This is a genomic window from Nonomuraea sp. NPDC005730, assembly GCF_040630865.1.
In the GTDB taxonomy this organism is placed as follows: Bacteria; Actinomycetota; Actinomycetes; order Streptosporangiales; family Streptosporangiaceae; genus Nonomuraea.
Genome location: NZ_JBEXYK010000067.1, coordinates 1 through 16,153, shown reverse-complemented (window position 1 = coordinate 16,153; position 16,153 = coordinate 1). Strand labels below are relative to the sequence as shown.

At 71.9% G+C, this 16,153-nt stretch carries 16 protein-coding genes; 6 read left to right on the top strand and 10 right to left on the bottom strand.

Features of this window, described 5'->3' with window-relative positions:
• Positions 1–27 precede the first annotated feature (27 nt).
• From ABZ444_RS43415 to ABZ444_RS43405, 3 genes are read left to right on the top strand one after another with little or no spacing between them, the layout of a single operon-like run.
• Complete coding sequence (locus ABZ444_RS43415; protein WP_358010034.1) at positions 28–1,302, top strand: MFS transporter; 1,275 nt, start codon at positions 28–30, stop codon at positions 1,300–1,302.
• Positions 1,299–2,300, top strand: a complete 1,002-nt coding sequence (locus tag ABZ444_RS43410; protein ID WP_358010033.1) for an alpha/beta hydrolase — start codon at positions 1,299–1,301, stop codon at positions 2,298–2,300. The genes ABZ444_RS43415 and ABZ444_RS43410 overlap by 4 nt, the downstream gene beginning before the upstream one ends.
• Positions 2,300–3,451 (top strand): tannase/feruloyl esterase family alpha/beta hydrolase, encoded by a 1,152-nt coding sequence (locus ABZ444_RS43405; RefSeq protein WP_358010032.1) that lies wholly within the window; start codon positions 2,300–2,302, stop codon positions 3,449–3,451. The genes ABZ444_RS43410 and ABZ444_RS43405 overlap by 1 nt, the downstream gene beginning before the upstream one ends.
• Here ABZ444_RS43405 and ABZ444_RS43400 read toward each other — a convergent pair.
• Positions 3,441–5,441 (bottom strand): glycosyltransferase family 2 protein, encoded by a 2,001-nt coding sequence (locus tag ABZ444_RS43400; protein ID WP_358010031.1) that lies wholly within the window; start codon positions 5,439–5,441, stop codon positions 3,441–3,443. The two genes, ABZ444_RS43405 and ABZ444_RS43400, sit on opposite strands and share 11 nt — an antisense overlap.
• Before the next feature lie 71 nt (positions 5,442–5,512).
• Positions 5,513–6,115, bottom strand: coding sequence for a lytic transglycosylase domain-containing protein (locus ABZ444_RS43395; RefSeq protein ID WP_358010066.1), 603 nt, complete (start codon positions 6,113–6,115; stop codon positions 5,513–5,515).
• A 378-nt stretch (positions 6,116–6,493) separates the two neighbouring features.
• On the opposite strand from ABZ444_RS43395, the gene ABZ444_RS43390 reads away from it, so the two are divergent.
• Genes ABZ444_RS43390 through ABZ444_RS43380 form a run of 3 tightly spaced genes read left to right on the top strand, consistent with a single transcriptional unit; the run spans position 6,494 to position 9,110 of the window.
• Positions 6,494–7,168 carry a response regulator transcription factor gene (locus ABZ444_RS43390; protein ID WP_125636689.1) on the top strand — a complete coding sequence of 225 codons (675 nt, stop codon included), beginning with the start codon at positions 6,494–6,496 and terminating at the stop codon, positions 7,166–7,168.
• On the top strand, positions 7,165–8,580 hold the full coding sequence (locus ABZ444_RS43385) for a HAMP domain-containing sensor histidine kinase (RefSeq protein ID WP_358010030.1): 1,416 nt from the start codon (positions 7,165–7,167) through the stop codon (positions 8,578–8,580). Before ABZ444_RS43390 ends, ABZ444_RS43385 begins: the two co-directional genes overlap by 4 nt.
• Positions 8,581–8,588: 8 nt before the next feature.
• On the top strand, positions 8,589–9,110 hold the full coding sequence (locus ABZ444_RS43380; RefSeq protein ID WP_358010029.1) for a hypothetical protein: 522 nt from the start codon (positions 8,589–8,591) through the stop codon (positions 9,108–9,110).
• Between the two features lie 12 nt (positions 9,111–9,122).
• Here ABZ444_RS43380 and ABZ444_RS43375 read toward each other — a convergent pair whose 3' ends face one another.
• The 8 genes from ABZ444_RS43375 to ABZ444_RS43340 form a co-directional block, all read right to left on the bottom strand.
• Positions 9,123–10,442, bottom strand: coding sequence for a PhoH family protein (locus ABZ444_RS43375; RefSeq protein WP_358010028.1), 1,320 nt, complete (start codon positions 10,440–10,442; stop codon positions 9,123–9,125).
• Between the two features lie 207 nt (positions 10,443–10,649).
• Positions 10,650–11,411, bottom strand: coding sequence for an isoprenyl transferase (locus tag ABZ444_RS43370; RefSeq protein WP_357974621.1), 762 nt, complete (start codon positions 11,409–11,411; stop codon positions 10,650–10,652).
• Between the two features lie 55 nt (positions 11,412–11,466).
• Positions 11,467–12,015 carry a hypothetical protein gene (locus tag ABZ444_RS43365; RefSeq protein WP_358010027.1) on the bottom strand — a complete coding sequence of 183 codons (549 nt, stop codon included), beginning with the start codon at positions 12,013–12,015 and terminating at the stop codon, positions 11,467–11,469.
• Between the two features lie 25 nt (positions 12,016–12,040).
• On the bottom strand, positions 12,041–12,868 hold the full coding sequence (locus ABZ444_RS43360; protein WP_358010026.1) for an amidohydrolase family protein: 828 nt from the start codon (positions 12,866–12,868) through the stop codon (positions 12,041–12,043).
• Positions 12,869–12,895: 27 nt separating this feature from the next.
• Positions 12,896–13,774: a hypothetical protein gene (locus tag ABZ444_RS43355; protein WP_358010025.1), complete on the bottom strand. Its 879-nt coding sequence runs from the start codon at positions 13,772–13,774 to the stop codon at positions 12,896–12,898.
• Between the two features lie 36 nt (positions 13,775–13,810).
• A complete protein-coding gene (locus ABZ444_RS43350; RefSeq protein WP_358010024.1) occupies positions 13,811–14,209 on the bottom strand; it encodes a hypothetical protein in 399 nt (132 codons plus the stop codon).
• Positions 14,202–15,062, bottom strand: a complete 861-nt coding sequence (locus ABZ444_RS43345; RefSeq protein ID WP_358010023.1) for a DUF692 domain-containing protein — start codon at positions 15,060–15,062, stop codon at positions 14,202–14,204. The genes ABZ444_RS43350 and ABZ444_RS43345 overlap by 8 nt, the downstream gene beginning before the upstream one ends.
• A gap of 1 nt (position 15,063) precedes the next feature.
• Complete coding sequence (locus ABZ444_RS43340) at positions 15,064–15,969, bottom strand: TIGR04222 domain-containing membrane protein (protein ID WP_358010022.1); 906 nt, start codon at positions 15,967–15,969, stop codon at positions 15,064–15,066.
• Between the last annotated feature and the right edge of the window lie 184 nt (positions 15,970–16,153).

Genomic DNA, 16,153 nt, shown 5'->3' with positions numbered 1-16,153 from the left:
CGCCGGTCACTCTTTACCGTGACCGGCATGGCCACTTCCATCAAGAGGATCGTCGCCGCGAGCCTGATCGGCACCACCATCGAGTGGTACGACTTCTTCCTGTACGGCTCGGCAGCCGCTCTCGTGTTCAACAAACTCTTCTTCCCCGAGTCCGATCCGCTGACCGGCACGCTGCTGTCGTTCCTCACCTACGCCGTCGGATTCGTCGCCCGCCCGCTCGGCGGCCTGGTCTTCGGCCACTTCGGCGACCGGGTGGGCCGCAAGACCCTGCTGGTGGTCAGCCTGCTGATGATGGGCGCCGCCACGTTCCTGATCGGCTGCCTGCCGACGTACGCCACGCTCGGCTCGTCGGCGGCGCTGCTGCTGACCGCGCTGCGGCTCGTGCAGGGCTTCGCGCTCGGCGGCGAGTGGGGCGGCGCGGTGTTGATCGTGTCCGAGCACGGCGACACCAAGCGCCGCGGGTTCTGGGCCTCCTGGCCGCAGGCGGGCGCGCCCGGCGGGAACCTGCTGGCCACGGGCGTGCTGGCGATGCTGGCCGCCTGGCAGTCCGACGAGGCGTTCCTGTCGTGGGGCTGGCGGGTGCCGTTCCTGCTGTCGGGGGTGCTGGTGATGGTCGGGCTGTGGATCCGGCTGACGATCACCGAGTCGCCGGTGTTCCAGCAGGCCGAGCCGGAGCCGACCGCGCCGATCGTGGGCGTGCTGCGGCACCACTGGAAGGACGTGCTCACCGCCATCGGCGCCCGTCTGGCCGAGAACATCTCGTTCTACCTGCTGACGGTGTTCGTCATCACGTACGCGAAGAACGCCAAGATCGACAACTCCACGGTGCTGACCGCGGTGCTGGTCGCCTCGGCGATCCACTTCGTCACGATCCCGATGTGGGGCGCGTTGTCGGACCGGGTCGGCCGCCGTCCGGTCTACCTGGCCGGGGCCGCCGGGATCGGCGTGTGGATCTTCGCCTTCTTCCCGCTGGTGGACACGGGCAACTTCCTGGCGATCACTCTCGCGGTCACCGTCGGCCTGCTCTTCCACGGCATGATGTACGGCCCGCAGGCGGCCTTCTTCTCCGAGCTGTTCGGCACCAGGACGCGCTACACCGGCGTGTCGATCGGCGCCCAGCTCTCGGCGATCGTCGCCGGCGCGCTGGCCCCGCTGATCGCGGTGGCGCTGCTCAAGAGCTACTCCAGCAGCGTGCCCATCTCGGTCTACCTTGGCCTGGCGGCGGTGCTCACGCTGGTCGCCGTGTACACCGCCCGCGAGACCCAGGGACGCGACCTGGCCGAGAGGATCCACGCGCGATGAAGGTCACCACCCCCCGCCTCACGCAGCACGTCCTGACCGTCGAGGGCAGGACGTCCGGCGAGCCCGTGCTGTTCGTGCACGGCAACGTCTCCTCCGGCGCCTTCTGGCGCGACAGCATGGCCGCGCTGCCCGCCGGCTACCGCCCGCTCGCCCCCGACCTGCGCGGCTTCGGCGACACCGACCCCGAGCCGGTGGACGCCACCAGGGGCCTGCGCGACTTCTCCGACGACCTGGCCGAGCTGGTCGAGGCGCTCGGGCTCGACGGCGTGCACCTGGTCGGCTGGAGCCTCGGCGGCGGCGTCGTCCTGCAGCTCCTGCGCGACCGTCCGGCGCTGGTCAGAAGCGTCACGCTGGTCAACCCGATCTCCCCGTACGGCTTCGGCGGCACCGAGGGCCCGGACGGCACGCTCACCCACCCCGACGGCGCGGGATCGGGCGCCGGAGCGGCGAACCCGGACTTCGTGGCCCGGCTCAAGGCGGGCGACATGTCCGACGAATCCCCCACGTCCCCCCGCAACGTGCTCCGCACCGGCTACGTCAAGCACCCGCAGATCCCCGACGAGGACTTCTACCTGCGGTCCATGCTCACCACCCGCGTGGGCGAGCCCAACTACCCGGGCGACGCCGCCGGCTCCCCCGCCTGGCCCGGCGTGGCCCCCGGCAAGCACGGCGTGCTCAACGCGTGCGCCCCCACCCACTTCCGCCTGGACGACCTGCACGAGATCGGCCCCAGGCCGCCCGTCCTGTGGATCAGGGGGGCCGACGACGTGATCGTCTCCGACACCTCGCTGTTCGACCTGGCCCACCTGGGTGCGATCGGCGTCGTGCCCGGCTCCCCCGGCACCCCGGCCCAGCCGATGGTGACCCAGACCAGGGCGGTCCTCGACCGCTACGGCCACTACCGCGAGGTCGTGCTGGACGACTGCGGCCACAGCCCCCACCTGGAGCGGCCCGCCGAGTTCGGCCGCCTGCTGGCCGAGCACCTGGAGGAGGTCTGATGCTCGTCGCCCTGACCCTGGTCGCGAGCCTGCTCACCACGCCCGCCGCGGACGGGCTGACCGTGCCCGGCGCGGAGAAGCTGATCAGCGCCACCCTCGACGACCTGACCACGGCCGGCACCGCCCTGACCGGCCACACCGACCCGGCCGACTGGGCCGGCCTGCACTCCAAGGCCACCGTCAACCCGACCGGCGTGCCCGGCACCCAGCTCGACGGCTACTTCCCCGACACCTCCACCGGCAACGCCACGCACGGCTGGAACCACGACTCCCAGTTCGTGATCCGGCTCCCCGACCGGTGGAACGGCGGCCTGGTCGTCAGCGGCACCCCGGGCAACCGGGAGCAGTACGCCAACGACTACACGATCTCCGACTGGGTGCTGTCCAAGGGCTACGCGTTCGCCGCCACCGACAAGGGCAACGTGGGCCTGACCTTCCACGAGGACGGCCGCCGCCCCGGCGACGCCATCGCCGAGTGGAACGACCGCGTCACCCAGCTCGCCGTGGCCGCCAAGGCCGTGGTCAGGCAGCGGTACGGCCGCCCGCCGGCCCGTACGTTCATGGCCGGCCTGTCCAACGGCGGCTACCTGGTCAGGTGGCAGCTGGAGAACCGCGCCTGGCTCTACGACGGCGGCGTGGACTGGGAGGGCACGCTCTTCCGGGTCAAGGGCGACAACCTGCTGAACTTCCTGCCGCCCGCGCTGAAGGCGTACCCGGACGAGGCGGGCGTGCGGGCGGCCGGGTTCGCGCCGGGGTCGGAGTTCCTGTGGCCCTTCCACCGGCAGTACTACTGGGAGCTCACCCAGCAGCTCTACCAGAAGGAGCTGGACCCGTCGTACACGGGCGCGGCGGCCGACTACGACTACGACGCGCGCCGGCCGTACGCCGCGATGGCCAGGATCGGGCTGACCGGCCGGATCACCAAGCCGCTGATCACGATCCACGGGACGCTCGACTCGCTGCTGCCGATCTCCCGCGACTCCGACGTCTACGCCAGGATGGTCGGCCCGCACCGCCCGTTCCGCTACCACCGGATCGAGGGCGGCAACCACCTCGACAGCCTCGTCGACGTCTATCCCGACCGGCTCAGGCCCATGCTCCCGGCCTTCAGGGACGCCTTCCAGGAGCTGGAGGGCTGGGTCACTCCTTGAGGTAGCGATGCCTGCCCGCGCGCGCCCAGCGCACGATGTGCCGCGCCCCGGGCAGGCGCCTGCCGAGGCGGTGGAGCGCGGTGTCCCGGCCCATGGGCGAGCGCCGCTGGGGGTCCACCGCGACGGCCGGGCGCGTCTCGACCCGGCCCCGGCGCACCTGGAGACCGAACCGCAGCCCGATCTCCTCGTCGGACGACCGCAACGACGACAGCCAGGCGCCCGGCCCGAGGTGCTCCTCGCTCGGCATGTGCCGCTTGACCGGGATCTTGGCGACGAGCTGGCCGGCGAGCTTGCCCGGCACCCCCGCCTCGACCAGCGCGGGCGCGCACACCTCGCGTTCCCGGCGGCCGGTGCTGCGCAGCACCAGCTCCAGGGGCGGCCCGCCGCTCGGCGGCACGTACGGGACCGGCAGCACGACGTACACATGGCCGTCGAGCTGACGGACGGTCACCCCGGGCGACACCAGCGCGATCGACTCCGAGAACGAGCGCGGCTCGACGGCCAGGCCCAGCTCCCCCTTGTCCGACCAGCACGGCACCACCAGCCGCATCCTGGGCCGCTGGGCCAGCACGCCCAGGCAGTTGAGCGGCCCCTCGGCCCGGCTGACCCGGCTCCTGGCCTGGTTGGCGCCGCTGAACATGCGGACGTGCACCTCCCACTGCCCGGGGCTGAGCGGCCGGCCCATCGCCGCGCTGGTCACGTCCAGGTGGGCCTCGCCCCTGATCTGCACGCGGACCCGGCGGCGGCCGTCGGGCCCGCGCTCGACGTGCTGGGTCATCGGCAGGAAGTGCACCACGCCGGTCGCGCTGTGCCGGACGTAGACGTCGACGCGGGCCCGCTCGACGTCGGCCGTGATGTCGGTGACGTCGTCGGACAGCAGCTTGGTGTCGACCGAGCGCGGCGGGATCCAGTGCAGGCGCTCGCCGTCCACGCGGTACCGGTCGGGCAGGCCGTCGCCGGACATGACCTCCACGGTCAGGCCGAGCACCAGGATGTGGGCGTCCCAGCGCATCTCGGTGAGCTCGGCGCGCAGGCCCGCGCGCCGGGTGGAGTTGGCGAACATGACGATCTGGTCCAGGCGTCCGCGCCGGACGAACGCGGCCACCGCCCGTAGCTGGACCGGCAGGTAGCGGTCGATCCGCTCGGGGAAACGCTCGCCGACGAGCTCCTGGACGACCCGGAAGTGCATGCCCCGGTCCACGGAGGAGTCGGCGAACCTGGCGGTCAGCAGCGGCCTGAGCACGGCGGAGCGGAACCAGTAGGCGTACATGCGGTCGTGCTGGCGGCCGGCGCCGACGTAGGTGTCGATGTCGGTGAGCAGCGTGCTCAGCCCGGCCACGATCACCCGGGGGTCCTCCTCGGGCGCCTCGGGCCGCGGTCCGAGCTGGCAGCAGACCTCCTCGGCCAGGACGGCGATCACCTTGGCGTGAAGGTAGGCCCGCATCACGAACGCCTGCTCGGCCAGCCGGCCGCCGGGCATCGCGAAGCCCAGCTCGTGCTCCTCCAGGAAGGCCCGGCGGTAGAGCTGCTGCGGGACGAGCAGCGTCATCAGGCGCTCGCGCAGGATGTCGGCGCGGGCGGTGCTGCGCTCGAACGCCACCATCGGCGGCCCGTAGTCGCGGGCCAGCCGCCCGATCAGCACGTCGGCGTCGGTCTCGACGGCGCGCTCGTGCATGCGGACCAGCGCGTCGCGCGCCAGCCGGTCGGTCTGGTCGAGGAAGTAGACGTAGTCGCCCTCCGCCGCGGCCACGCCCATGTTGCGGCCGCGGGAGGGCGACCCGGTGTGCGGCAGGTGCAGCACGCGGACGTTCTCGCGGAGATCGGCGATGGTGTCCAGCCGTTCCCCGATGCCGTCCGTGGAGCCGTCGTCCACGAAGATCACTTCGTATTCGGCGGCGGGCAGCGTCTGCTCCAGCGCGGAGCGGATGCACGCGTCCGCGGTGTCACCCGGGTTGTGGACATTGACGATCACACTGACCTTCGCACCCATGCGGCCAGCGTGCGCCGCTCATACACGATCGGGTGAGACGGCTTGCCGATTACAGAAGAAGAGTTGACCTGTTAGTACCATCCTGTGGACTGTGAGTGCCCCCACGCGCCACAGGGCGTGCCGTAACGGCCCTTGATGTAGCCGAGCCCCCACGCGATCTGGGTGCTGGCATTGGTCTGCCAGTCGCCGCCCGCGCTGGCCATCTTGCTGCCGGGCAGGGCCTGCGGGATGCCGTACGCGCCGGAGTAGCGGTTCATCGCCCGCTCGTTCCAGCCGCTCTCCTTCTGCCAGAGCAGCTCCAGGCAGCCCCACTGGTCGGCGCCCCAGCCCTTGGCGGCGAGCATCGACTTGGCGACGGCCTTGTTGCTGCCCGGCGAGGGGTCGCTGCCCGGCGGGAAGTTCGCGGGCGGGAAGCCGCTGCCGCCCGGCGCCTTCTTCGGCACGACCCAGTTGAGCTTCTTGGTGGTGCCGCCGCGGCCCTTCTTGAGCTGGTCGGCCCGGTACGCCTGCTCGGCGGCGTTCTTCAGCGCGTCGGTCTCGGGGTCGGGGGCGAACAGGTTGCCTCCGGCGAGCGCGCCGAGCTGCTCGGCCGTGAACGGGTCGACCGGCGGCTTGCCGGCGTTGTCGACGGCGCGGTAGGCGACGTAACCGCCACCGCCCACGACCACCACCAGGGACACGACGGCGACGGCGACGCGCTTGGGGGTGAAACGCGAAGGCCGGCGACGCGCCGAACGAAGGTCATCCTTCGGGGGGCGCTCACTCAACTGCGGACCGGGGCTCACGATCCATGAGCTTGCCCTGTCATGGGGGGTGGTCCGCAACCGGAACGCGGGATTCGGTTGACGTTCTCTTGGTCAACCAGCAGGTAACAACCTTTTTCACGAAAAATTGTGAGTTTCGTCACAGGTTGAGAGGCGCCTCCCTTCGAGCGCCCGCACCGAAGGGAGGCCGCTTTCAGGCTTCCGCCCCATCTTCAGGATCTGATCCGCACCCGGTCACAGTTTGATGACACAACCCGGGTATAGGGGACATGGAATAATAATGTGCGCGTGGCCGGCATCCTCCTTGTAGAAGACGATCCCTCCGTCCGCACAGCCTTGGAGCTGGCGTTGACGCGGCAGGGACATTCCGTCACGTCCTATGCGACGGGCGAGGAGGCTCTGGACCACATCCGCGCCCGCCGCCCCGAGATCGCGATACTCGACGTCATGCTGCCCGGCATCGACGGCGTCGAGGTCTGCCGCCGCATCCGCAAGCTCGACCAGCTCCCCGTCATCCTGCTCACCGCCCGCGGCGACGACCTGGACGTGGTGGTCGGCCTGGAGGCGGGCGCCGACGACTACGTGGTCAAGCCGGTCGAGCCGCGGGTGCTCGACGCCCGCATCCGGGCCATCCTGCGCAGGGCCGAGTCCGCGACCTCCGACCGCATCACCTTCGGCGACCTCGTGATCGACCGGGGGGCGCTCAAGGTCACGCTGGCCAGCAAGGAGATCCACCTGACGCCGACCGAGCTGCGGCTGCTGCTGGAGCTGGTCCGGCATCCCGGCCAGGTGCTCAACCGCCGCTACCTGCTGCGGGTCGTCTGGGACCACACGCACGTCGCCGACTCGCGGCTGGTGGACGCCTGCGTCCAGCGCGTCCGCGCCAAGATCGAGCCGAGGCCGGCCGAGCCCGTCTTCATCCACACCGTGCGCGGGTTCGGCTACCGGTTCAGCCCTCCGTGATCCCGCTGCCCACCGGGCTGCGGGCGCGCCTGGTCATCACCTTCACCCTCGTCGCGGTCACCGCGTCGACGCTGGTCGCCACCATCGGCTTCGAGCTGGCCAAGACCGCGCTCGTGACCAGGGCCGAGACCACCTCCCTGGACCTGGTGACCCGGGAGCTCGGCCGGATCACCTTCCCCGTGGGCAAGCTCAGGCCGGGCGAGGCGGCGCCGTCCATGAAGGAGCTGGACCAGGTCGTCCGTACGCTGTCCAGCCCCGGCCGCAGCGTCCTGGTCGAGTACGGCAACCTGCTGTCCGCCGACGGCCCGATGACCATGAAGGACGTCCCCAACGAGCTGTACGGCCGGGCCAAGCAGAACGTCGTCACCCAGCGCAAGGTGATCGGCAACGAGCTGTGGCTCATCGTCGGCGCCGAGGTCCACCGGTACGAGCCCGGCGTCGCTCCCGAGGCCACCGGGCTGCGCGCGTTCGTGTTCTTCCCGCTGCACGACGAGGAGAGCCAGCTCACGACGCTGCGCAACACGCTCACCCAGGGCGGCGCGGTGATCGTGCTGATCGCGCTGGTGGTGGCGCTGCTGTCGGCCCGGCAGGTTCTGCTGCCCGTACGGCGGCTCAGCGCGGCGGCGCAGGCGCTCGGCCAGGGCCGGCTGGACACCCGCCTGCCGGTGCACGGCCAGGACGAGCTGGCCGAGCTGACCGCCAGGTTCAACGACGCGGCGGCGGCGCTGGAGCTGAGCGTGTCGGAGCTGCGCTCGCTGGAGGCCATGTCCCGCAGGTTCGTGGCCGACGTCTCGCACGAGCTGCGCACGCCGCTCACCGCCATGACGGCCGTGGCCGACATGCTCTCGGAGGAGGCCGGCCGGCTGCCCGACGCGCCCGCGGAGGCCGTCCGGCTGGTGCTGCGCGAGATCGGGCGCCTGCGCGAGCTGGTCGAGCACCTGATCGAGGTCAGCAGGTTCGACGCCGGCACCGCGACGCTCAACGTGGAGCCCGTGAACGTCGCCGACGCCATCCTGGACTGCCTGGAGGTGCGCGGCTGGAGCGACGAGGTGGACGTCACCGCCTCCCAGGGCCTGACCGTCAATCTCGACCCGAGGAGGTTCGACGTCATCGTGGCCAACCTGGTCGGCAACGCGCTCAAGCACGGCCTGCCCCCGGTGGAGGTCACCGCGCGCGGCACCGAGAACGGCCTGGAGGTGAAGGTGCGCGACCACGGCAAGGGCATCCCCGCCAAGGCGCTGCCGCACGTCTTCGACCGGTTCTTCAAGGCGGGCGCGGGCCGGGCCCGCAGCCAGGGCAGCGGCCTCGGCCTGGCCATCGCCCGCGCCAACGTGCACCTGCACGGCGGCACGATCTCCGTACGCGCCCAGCAGCCGGGCACCCTGTTCACGGTCTGGCTGCCGCACCAATGACGGCACCGATGACCGCACCGATGAAGGGGCGGCGGGTCTTCGTCGCCGCCGCGACCCTGCTGGCCGTGGCCGCCTGCGGCATCTCGCCGACCGACGTCCAGACCAAGGGCGCCGCGCCCACCATCAAGCTCCCGCCGCCCTCGAAGACCATCTACCTGATCAGGAACAAGCAGCTCACCCTCGAACCCGCCGACGTCGAGAACGGCACCGTGGGCAGCCTGCTCGGCGCCCTCTTCGCCGCCTCCGACCAGCCACTCGGCGACCGCACCACCGAGCTGCACGGCCTGGAGTACGTCGGCATGAAGGACTCGCTCGACCCCGTGCAGCGCGACGAGATGCAGCTCCCGCGCACCTCCACGCTGACCGTGTACTTCAAGGGCGACCGGCCGCTGAGCCGGCTCGGCAAGGCCCAGATCGTCTGCACCGCGCAGCAGGACGCCGCGTTCGAGCAGGTCAAGATCGTCCGGGAGAACGACGGCCGCCCCTCCAAGGCGGAGGGACGGCCGTACACCTGCCCGGAGCTCAAGTAGGCCCGCCGCGGCTCACATCGTGATGTCCTCCAGCATCTCCGTCACCAGGGCGGCGATCGGGGAACGCTCGGACCTGGTGAGCGTGACGTGCGCGAAGAGCGGGTGGCCCTTCAGCTTCTCCACCACCGCCACCACGCCGTCGTGCCGGCCGACCCGCAGGTTGTCGCGCTGGGCGACGTCGTGCGTGAGCACCACCCGGGAGTTGGCGCCGATCCGGCTCAGCACCGTGAGCAGCACCCCGCGCTCCAGCGACTGGGCCTCGTCCACGATCACGAACGCGTCGTGCAGCGACCGGCCGCGGATGTGCGTCAGCGGGAGCACCTCCAGCATGCCCCGGTCGAGCACCTCGTCGATCACCTCGGGCGAGGTGATCGCGCCGAGCGTGTCGTAGACCGCCTGCGCCCACGGGCCCATCTTCTCGCCCTCGGTGCCCGGCAGGTAGCCGAGCTCCTGGCCGCCGACGGCGTACAGGGGGCGGAAGACGACCACCTTGCGGTGCTGGCGGCGCTCCAGGACCGCCTCCAGGCCCGCGCAGAGCGCCAGCGCCGACTTGCCGGTGCCGGCCCGGCCGCCCAGCGAGACGATGCCGATCTCCGGGTCCATCAGCAGGTCCAGCGCGATGCGCTGCTCGGCCGAGCGGCCGTGCAGGCCGAAGACCTCGCGGTCGCCGCGGACCAGGCGGACGGACTTGTCCGGCGCGACCCTGGCGAGCGCCGATCCCTTGGCCGACAGCAGCCGCAGGCCGGTGTGCGCGGGCAGTTCCCTGCCCTCCTCCAGGTCGGCCGTGCCCTTGTCGAAGAGCGTCTCGACGTCCTCGGCCGTCACCTGCAGCTCGGCCATCCCGGTCCAGCCGGACTCGACCACCAGCTCGGCGCGGTACTCCTCGGCCGCCAGGCCGATCGAGGCCGCCTTGACCCGCATGGGCAGGTCTTTGGAGACCAGCACGACGTCGCAGCCCTCGGCCGCGAGCGAGCGCGCGACGGTCAGGATGCGCGTGTCGTTGTCGCCCAGGCGGAACCCGACGGGCAGGATGGACGGATCGCTGTGGTTGAGCTCAACCCTGATCGTTCCATCCCCTGTCGGCATCGGCTCGTCGAGCCTGCCGTGCTGAACCCGCAGGTCGTCGAGGTAGCGCAGGGCTTTCCTCGCGAAGTAGCCGAGCTCGGGATGGTGCCGCTTACCTTCCAGCTCCGTGATGACCACGATGGGAAGGACGACGTCGTGCTCGGCGAAGCGCGTCAATGCCGCCGGGTCGGCCAGCAGGACCGAGGTGTCGAGCACGTACGTGCGCTTGGCCGGCTGGTGAGTAGGGTTGCTCGAGGACACTGCCACACGTTCTCCCCCGGGCGCCCATAGGTGCGGGCACCCTGCAGACGAGGTGGGAACCGGACCGGACCCGCGTCCCCGACCGCAACCTGCCGGCGGAGCCGGACTCCGGCCCCCCTCAGCAGATTTCGGTGCAAAGGCGGGCCCTCTCCGGGATGCCCGGCCTGTGGCCGGACACTTCCAACGTTACGTCTTGGATACCCGAATGTCGCATCAAGAACCGTAACGCCGGTGTCTCGCAGCGTAATCGCGCAGCGCCCGCAGGAAATCGACCCTGCGGAAGTCCGGCCAGTAAGCCTCGTGGAAGTAGAACTCGGAGTGAGCGCTCTGCCACAACATGAATCCGGACAGACGCTGCTCGCCCGACGTACGGATGAGGAGGTCCGGGTCGGGTTGGCCGCGAGTGTAGAGATGCTCCGCGATGTGTTCGACATCGAGGACCTCGACAAGGTCCTCGATGCTGGCGCCCTTACTCGCATGCTCCTGGAGGAGTGAGCGCACCGCATCGGCAATCTCACGTCTTCCTCCATACCCAACTGCAACGTTCACAATCAGGCCCGGACGGTGTGATGACGCTTCTTTTGCGTTTTTCAGGACATTGGCCGTCCGGTCGGGGAGGAGGTCGAGCGCGCCCACCGGGCTGATCCGCCAGCCCTCGTCCACGAGCTCCTGGACCACGTCCTCGATGATGCGCAGCAGCGGCTCCAGCTCCTCGCGCGGCCGGTTGAGGTTGTCGTTGGACAACATCCAGACGGTGACGACCTCGACGCCCGTCTCCCGGCACCAGCCGAGCAGCTCCGATATCTTGTCCGCGCCCTTGCGGTGGCCGGTGGCCACGTCGCGCATGCCCATGGCGCGCGCCCAGCGGCGGTTGCCGTCGATGATGACCCCGACATGCCGGGGAACGCTGTCCTTGGACAGCTTGGTCTCCAGCCGGTGTTCGTACAGCCGGTAGACCAGGTCGCGCAGGCCCACGGAGTGCCTCCCCAGCGGTGCTGTGCCTTTGGTCGAATGACCCAACAGGCAATTATCACCGCGTTTCGCCCGTGCCTGCTCCCCCAATCGGATTCCTGGCGAGATCTCTTCCGCCGAGGCACCCCTCGGCCTCATGGACCAGTTCGCGGACGAAATCGGACAACTCCGCCGACGTCAGGACGGCCCTCATGCCCACGCCGGTGGCCCCCCATGCCTCGACGTAGGCCCTGCGGGTCAGCCGCCACTGACCCGGCGCGGGCTGCCAGATGGGGATGGTGCGCAGTTGGCAGCGCAACTCGCCGCCGCCCACCAGCCCCGAGCGGGTGCGGTAGCGGAAGGAGAACAGCTCGCTCTCCGGCTCCTCGTCGGGGAAGCGGTCGTCGGGGTCGTTCCACCGCCTGGCCGCCCCCCTTCCCTGCCGCGCCTCGTCGACCCCGCGCGCCAGGCGCGCGAGCAGCCAGCCGCACCGCTCCCCCACGCTGCCGTACGGCGTGCCGTCGCGATGAAGCTCAAGGGTGATCTCGTACGGCGTGCCGACGGTGTCCGTGCACGCGACGGGCGTGACGGTCAGGTACGATCCATCGACACAGCGTAGTCCCCCCACGCCCTTCCCCGTTTCCGGCCCCAAGTCAGCTAAACCCGTAGAAACCCCTGGCTGTGTCCCCGAGGACCAGGTCCCGGTCGGTTCCGCCGAGCAGCGCGCCGGTGACCTCCCAGACCGTCCGGTAGTCGGCCGCCTGCAGGGCCACCGGCCAGTCGCTGCCGGCCATCAGCCGGTCCGGGCCGAACAACTCGACGGCGTGCTCCACGTACGGCCGCAGGTCCTCCACCGTCCAGTTCCGGTGGTCGGCCTCGGTGACCAGGCCGGAGACCTTGGCGTACACGTTGGGGAAGCGGGACGCGCGAGCCAGCCCGCCGGCCCACGGCTCCCACTCGTGGTCCCTGATGCGCGGCTTGGACAGGTGGTCCACGACGATCTTCAGGGACGGGTGCCGTCCGGCCAGCGTGACCACGTGGTCGAGGTGCCTGGGCAGCAGCGAGACCACGTCGAACGTCAGCCCGGCCGCCGCGAGCAGGCCCAGCGACTCCAGCACCTCGTCGCGGACCAGCCAGTCGGGATCGGGCTCGTCGTGAATCAGGTGCCGGACGCCGCGGAACTTCGGATGGCCGGCGTACCGGGCGATCGCCCCGGCGGCCTCGTCCGGGCGCAGCAGCGGGATCCATCCGACCACCGCGCCGACGAAGTCGTGGGCGTCGGCCAGGGCCAGCAGGGCGTCGGTCTCGGCGTAGGAGTCGGCGGCCTGCACCAGAACCGTCCGGTCCACACCGGCCCGTTCCAGCTCGGGGGCCAGGTCGTGCGGCGCGTAGGTCCGGTAGAGCACGCCCGCCTCGGGGGTGAGCCAGGGGTAGTCGCCGGTTTCGAGGTCCCAGAAGTGCTGGTGCGCATCGACAATCACTCCCCAAACCTAGGATGTCTCGATATTTCAGAGCAAGGGGTGCCAGCCGTGCTGACGCCAGCCCGGCGGCTGGTGCCACTCGGTCCAGCCGAAGCCGGTGGCGCCGTCCTCGGACGCCAGCTCGCACAGCGCCCTCGGGAACTCGGCCACCGCCCCGTCGGGCGAGACCAGCGTCACGGGGGCGAACGTGACCGGCCGCACGGTCACCGCGCGGCCCGGGAAGCTCAGCAGCGTCTCCGCCGGGCGGTCGCCGTCGAACCGGGTGCCGGCCGTGAAGCCGTCCGCGTGCTGGATCCCGCCGCCGGGCGGCACCGTGAACGCCGGCCACGGCAGCGGCGTGCCCAGGTTGACCTGGGTGCCGTGCAGGTGGGTGCCGTCGGAGAGCCGGCCGCTGCTCCACGTCCAGGAGAGCGACCACCAGTCCCTGACGCCCCAGCTGTGGTCGCGCTCGCCGTGGCCGTGGAAGGGGCGGCCGTCGACCGTCCCGGTCACCTCGCAGGGGACCTCGTAGCGGGGGGTGAGCTGGTAGCCGTACACGCCGCCGCGGGTGTGCCATTCGAGGTCGAGCGACAGGCCGGGGGCGGCCAGGCGCAGCCGGGCGGTGCGCAGGGGGTCGGGCGCGGCCAGGTCGGCCTCGTAGGCGTCGGCGGACATCGTCAGGCCGGTCGGCGGGGCCTCGTGGTCGGTGATCTCCACCAGGCCGCCGCCACGCCGGACGAGCCGGGCCCAGAACCAGGTGCGCCTCCAGTTGGGGTAGAGCCCGATGCGGACGTATCCGCCCAGCTCACCGTCGTCGGATACGAAGTCGAGATAGTAGGACTCGTTCCACAGCGGGTCGTCGCCCGGCTGGTGGAGCTGCTCGTCCTGCTCACCGAGGGGCCAGTCGCCCATGTTGACGATGCGCATGCCGGACCGCCTCCCAAGCGCTTGCTCCGAGCAAGCCTAGCGGCGATCCCGGCGGAACACGAAGAACAGGCGAGCCCACCCGCGCGGCTTCCCGGCCGCCATGAGCCCGCGGGCGCGCAGCCAGGCGGCGAAGTCGTCGGCGTCGGCCCGGTAGCCGGGCGGCGGGACGGCACGGGCCGCCGCGTAGGCGGCGAACTCCGCGGCCAGGGCGGGCCCGGCGGCACGGGCGGCGTCCGGGCGGAGCCTGGCCACCACGCCGCGCCGCTTGGCGACCAGGGCGGAGGCCTGCACGCGCAGCCGTCCGGTGTCGAAGCCCGCCGGCGGATCCGCCCCGGCCACCAGGCAAGCGACGACCCGCCCCTGCGCCTCCGCCAGCCGCGCCCGCGCCTCCTCACTCACCGCGTCCCCGCGCCGCGCCCGCGCCTCCTCACTCACCGTGCCCGCCCACGGTTCCCGCGCGCCCTGCCACGGCCTGCTCGGCCGGGGACATGGCGGCCCGGATGCGGGCCAGTTCGCCGGCGAGCGCGGCGTCGGCCGGGTAGTCGTCGTCCCACTCCAGCAGCACCCCGGGCGGCCTGGTCCGGGCGCACAGCTCGGTCAGCAGGCCGAGGACGGCCGGCGGCACGGCGGCGGTGTGCGTGTCGTGCCAGATGCCGTGGTGCTCGTGCCCACCGGCCACGTGCACGTACGCCAGGTGTTCCAGCGGCAGCGCGTCCAGCGCGTCCACGGCCGACAGCCCCAGGTTGACCTGGGCGGCGTACAGGTTGGCGACGTCCACCAGCAGCCCCACCCCGGTACGTTCCACCACCTCGGCCAGGAAGCGGGCCTCGGTCAGCTCGTCCTCCGGCCAGCCGAAGATCGCCGCCACGTTCTCCAGGGCCAGCGGCACGGGCAGCGCCTCCTGGGCCAGCCGCACGTTCTCCACGACGATCTCCAGCGACTCCCGCGTCCGCGGCACCGGAAGCAGGTGCCCCGCCTCCACGCCGCCCCCGCGGACGAACGCCAGGTGCTCGCTGACCAGCGGCGAGTCCAGGGCCCGCGCGCAGGCCGCGAGGTGGGCGAGCCGGGCCGGGTCCGGCCGCTCGGCGCCGCCGACGCCGAGCGAGACGCCGTGCGGGATCACCGGCATGCCCCTGGCCCGCAGCACGCGCAGCGACTCGGGCAGGTCGCCGGGGTCGATGTTCTCGGCCACCACCTCGACGAACCCGACGCCCGCCATCCGCTCGATCGTCAGGTCGAGCTCGGGCCGCCAGCCGATGCCCACCCCCAGGTCCGGCAGGTCCGGCATGTCAGCTCCCTCCGCCGCCGCAGCCGCCCCCGCAGCCGCCGCCTCCGCAGCCGCTCCCGCCGCCGCACCCCGCCGTGCCGCAACCGCCCGCGCCCGCGCTGTGCGACTGGTCGCCGGCACGCCGCCGCCTGGTGGCGACCGTACGGGCCGGGGAGCCGTCGAGCGCGAGGACCAGGTTGGCGTCGTTCAGCTCGCCGAGACCGTACAGCGCGACGGCCACCGGGCCCGCGGACGTGCCCGGCGGGTGGTCCAGCTTGGCCCGGTCGAGCGCGGCCTGCCCGGAAGCGGTGAGATCGGTGGGGAACGTGCGCCGGTGTCCGGCGATGGCGGTCGGCGCGCCCACGACCGTCCCGGCCAGGACGCCGAGCGCGGCCAGGGGAAGCGGCGAGGTGCCCTCGGCGGCCACCGACAGCGCCTCCACGGCCGCCCCGGCGAGCGCCAGCAGCGCCAGCACCCGTAACCGGACGATCAGCCGGTCCACCTGGGTGAAGGAGCCGGTGGGGTGGACGGCGCCGATCCTGCCCAGCCGGTACCTGAGCCCGTCCAGGGTCTCGCCCTGGCTCACGCGTTCCCTGATCGTGCTCGCCCACGCGCCGGGGTTGCGCTCGACCTCGTCCAGGACGGCGTCCTCGACCGGCTCACCGGTGCTCCGCGCGCCGGCCACCTGGTGCACCCGTCCGTCGCGGGACACGCGTACCGCCCCCGAGGCCGCCAGCAGCCCGACGGCGGTGTCGGCGACGCGCCTGGGGCCGCCCGCCAGGAAGGCCAGCTCGTAGGGGCCGAGATCGTGCGGCCGGGGCTCGACGGCGGCCCCCCGGATGGCGGCGTGCTCGCGCCGGACCGCGAGAACGGTGACCCCGGCCGCCGCGGCCAGCGCCACCGCCAGGATGAGAAGGAACAGATCCATACGCCCTCCCCTCGTGCGGCCCGTCGGGCCGCGTACCGGGAAGACGTATAAGGCAGGCATAAAGGTTCCGGGAACGATCAGGACGCCCCCGCGCGGTGCGGCGGCCCCCCCCCCCCCCCCCCGCCGCCCCGGGGAAGCGAGCCCGGCGGTCACGGCGTCGGTCTGGTGCCACCCATCCATAGGC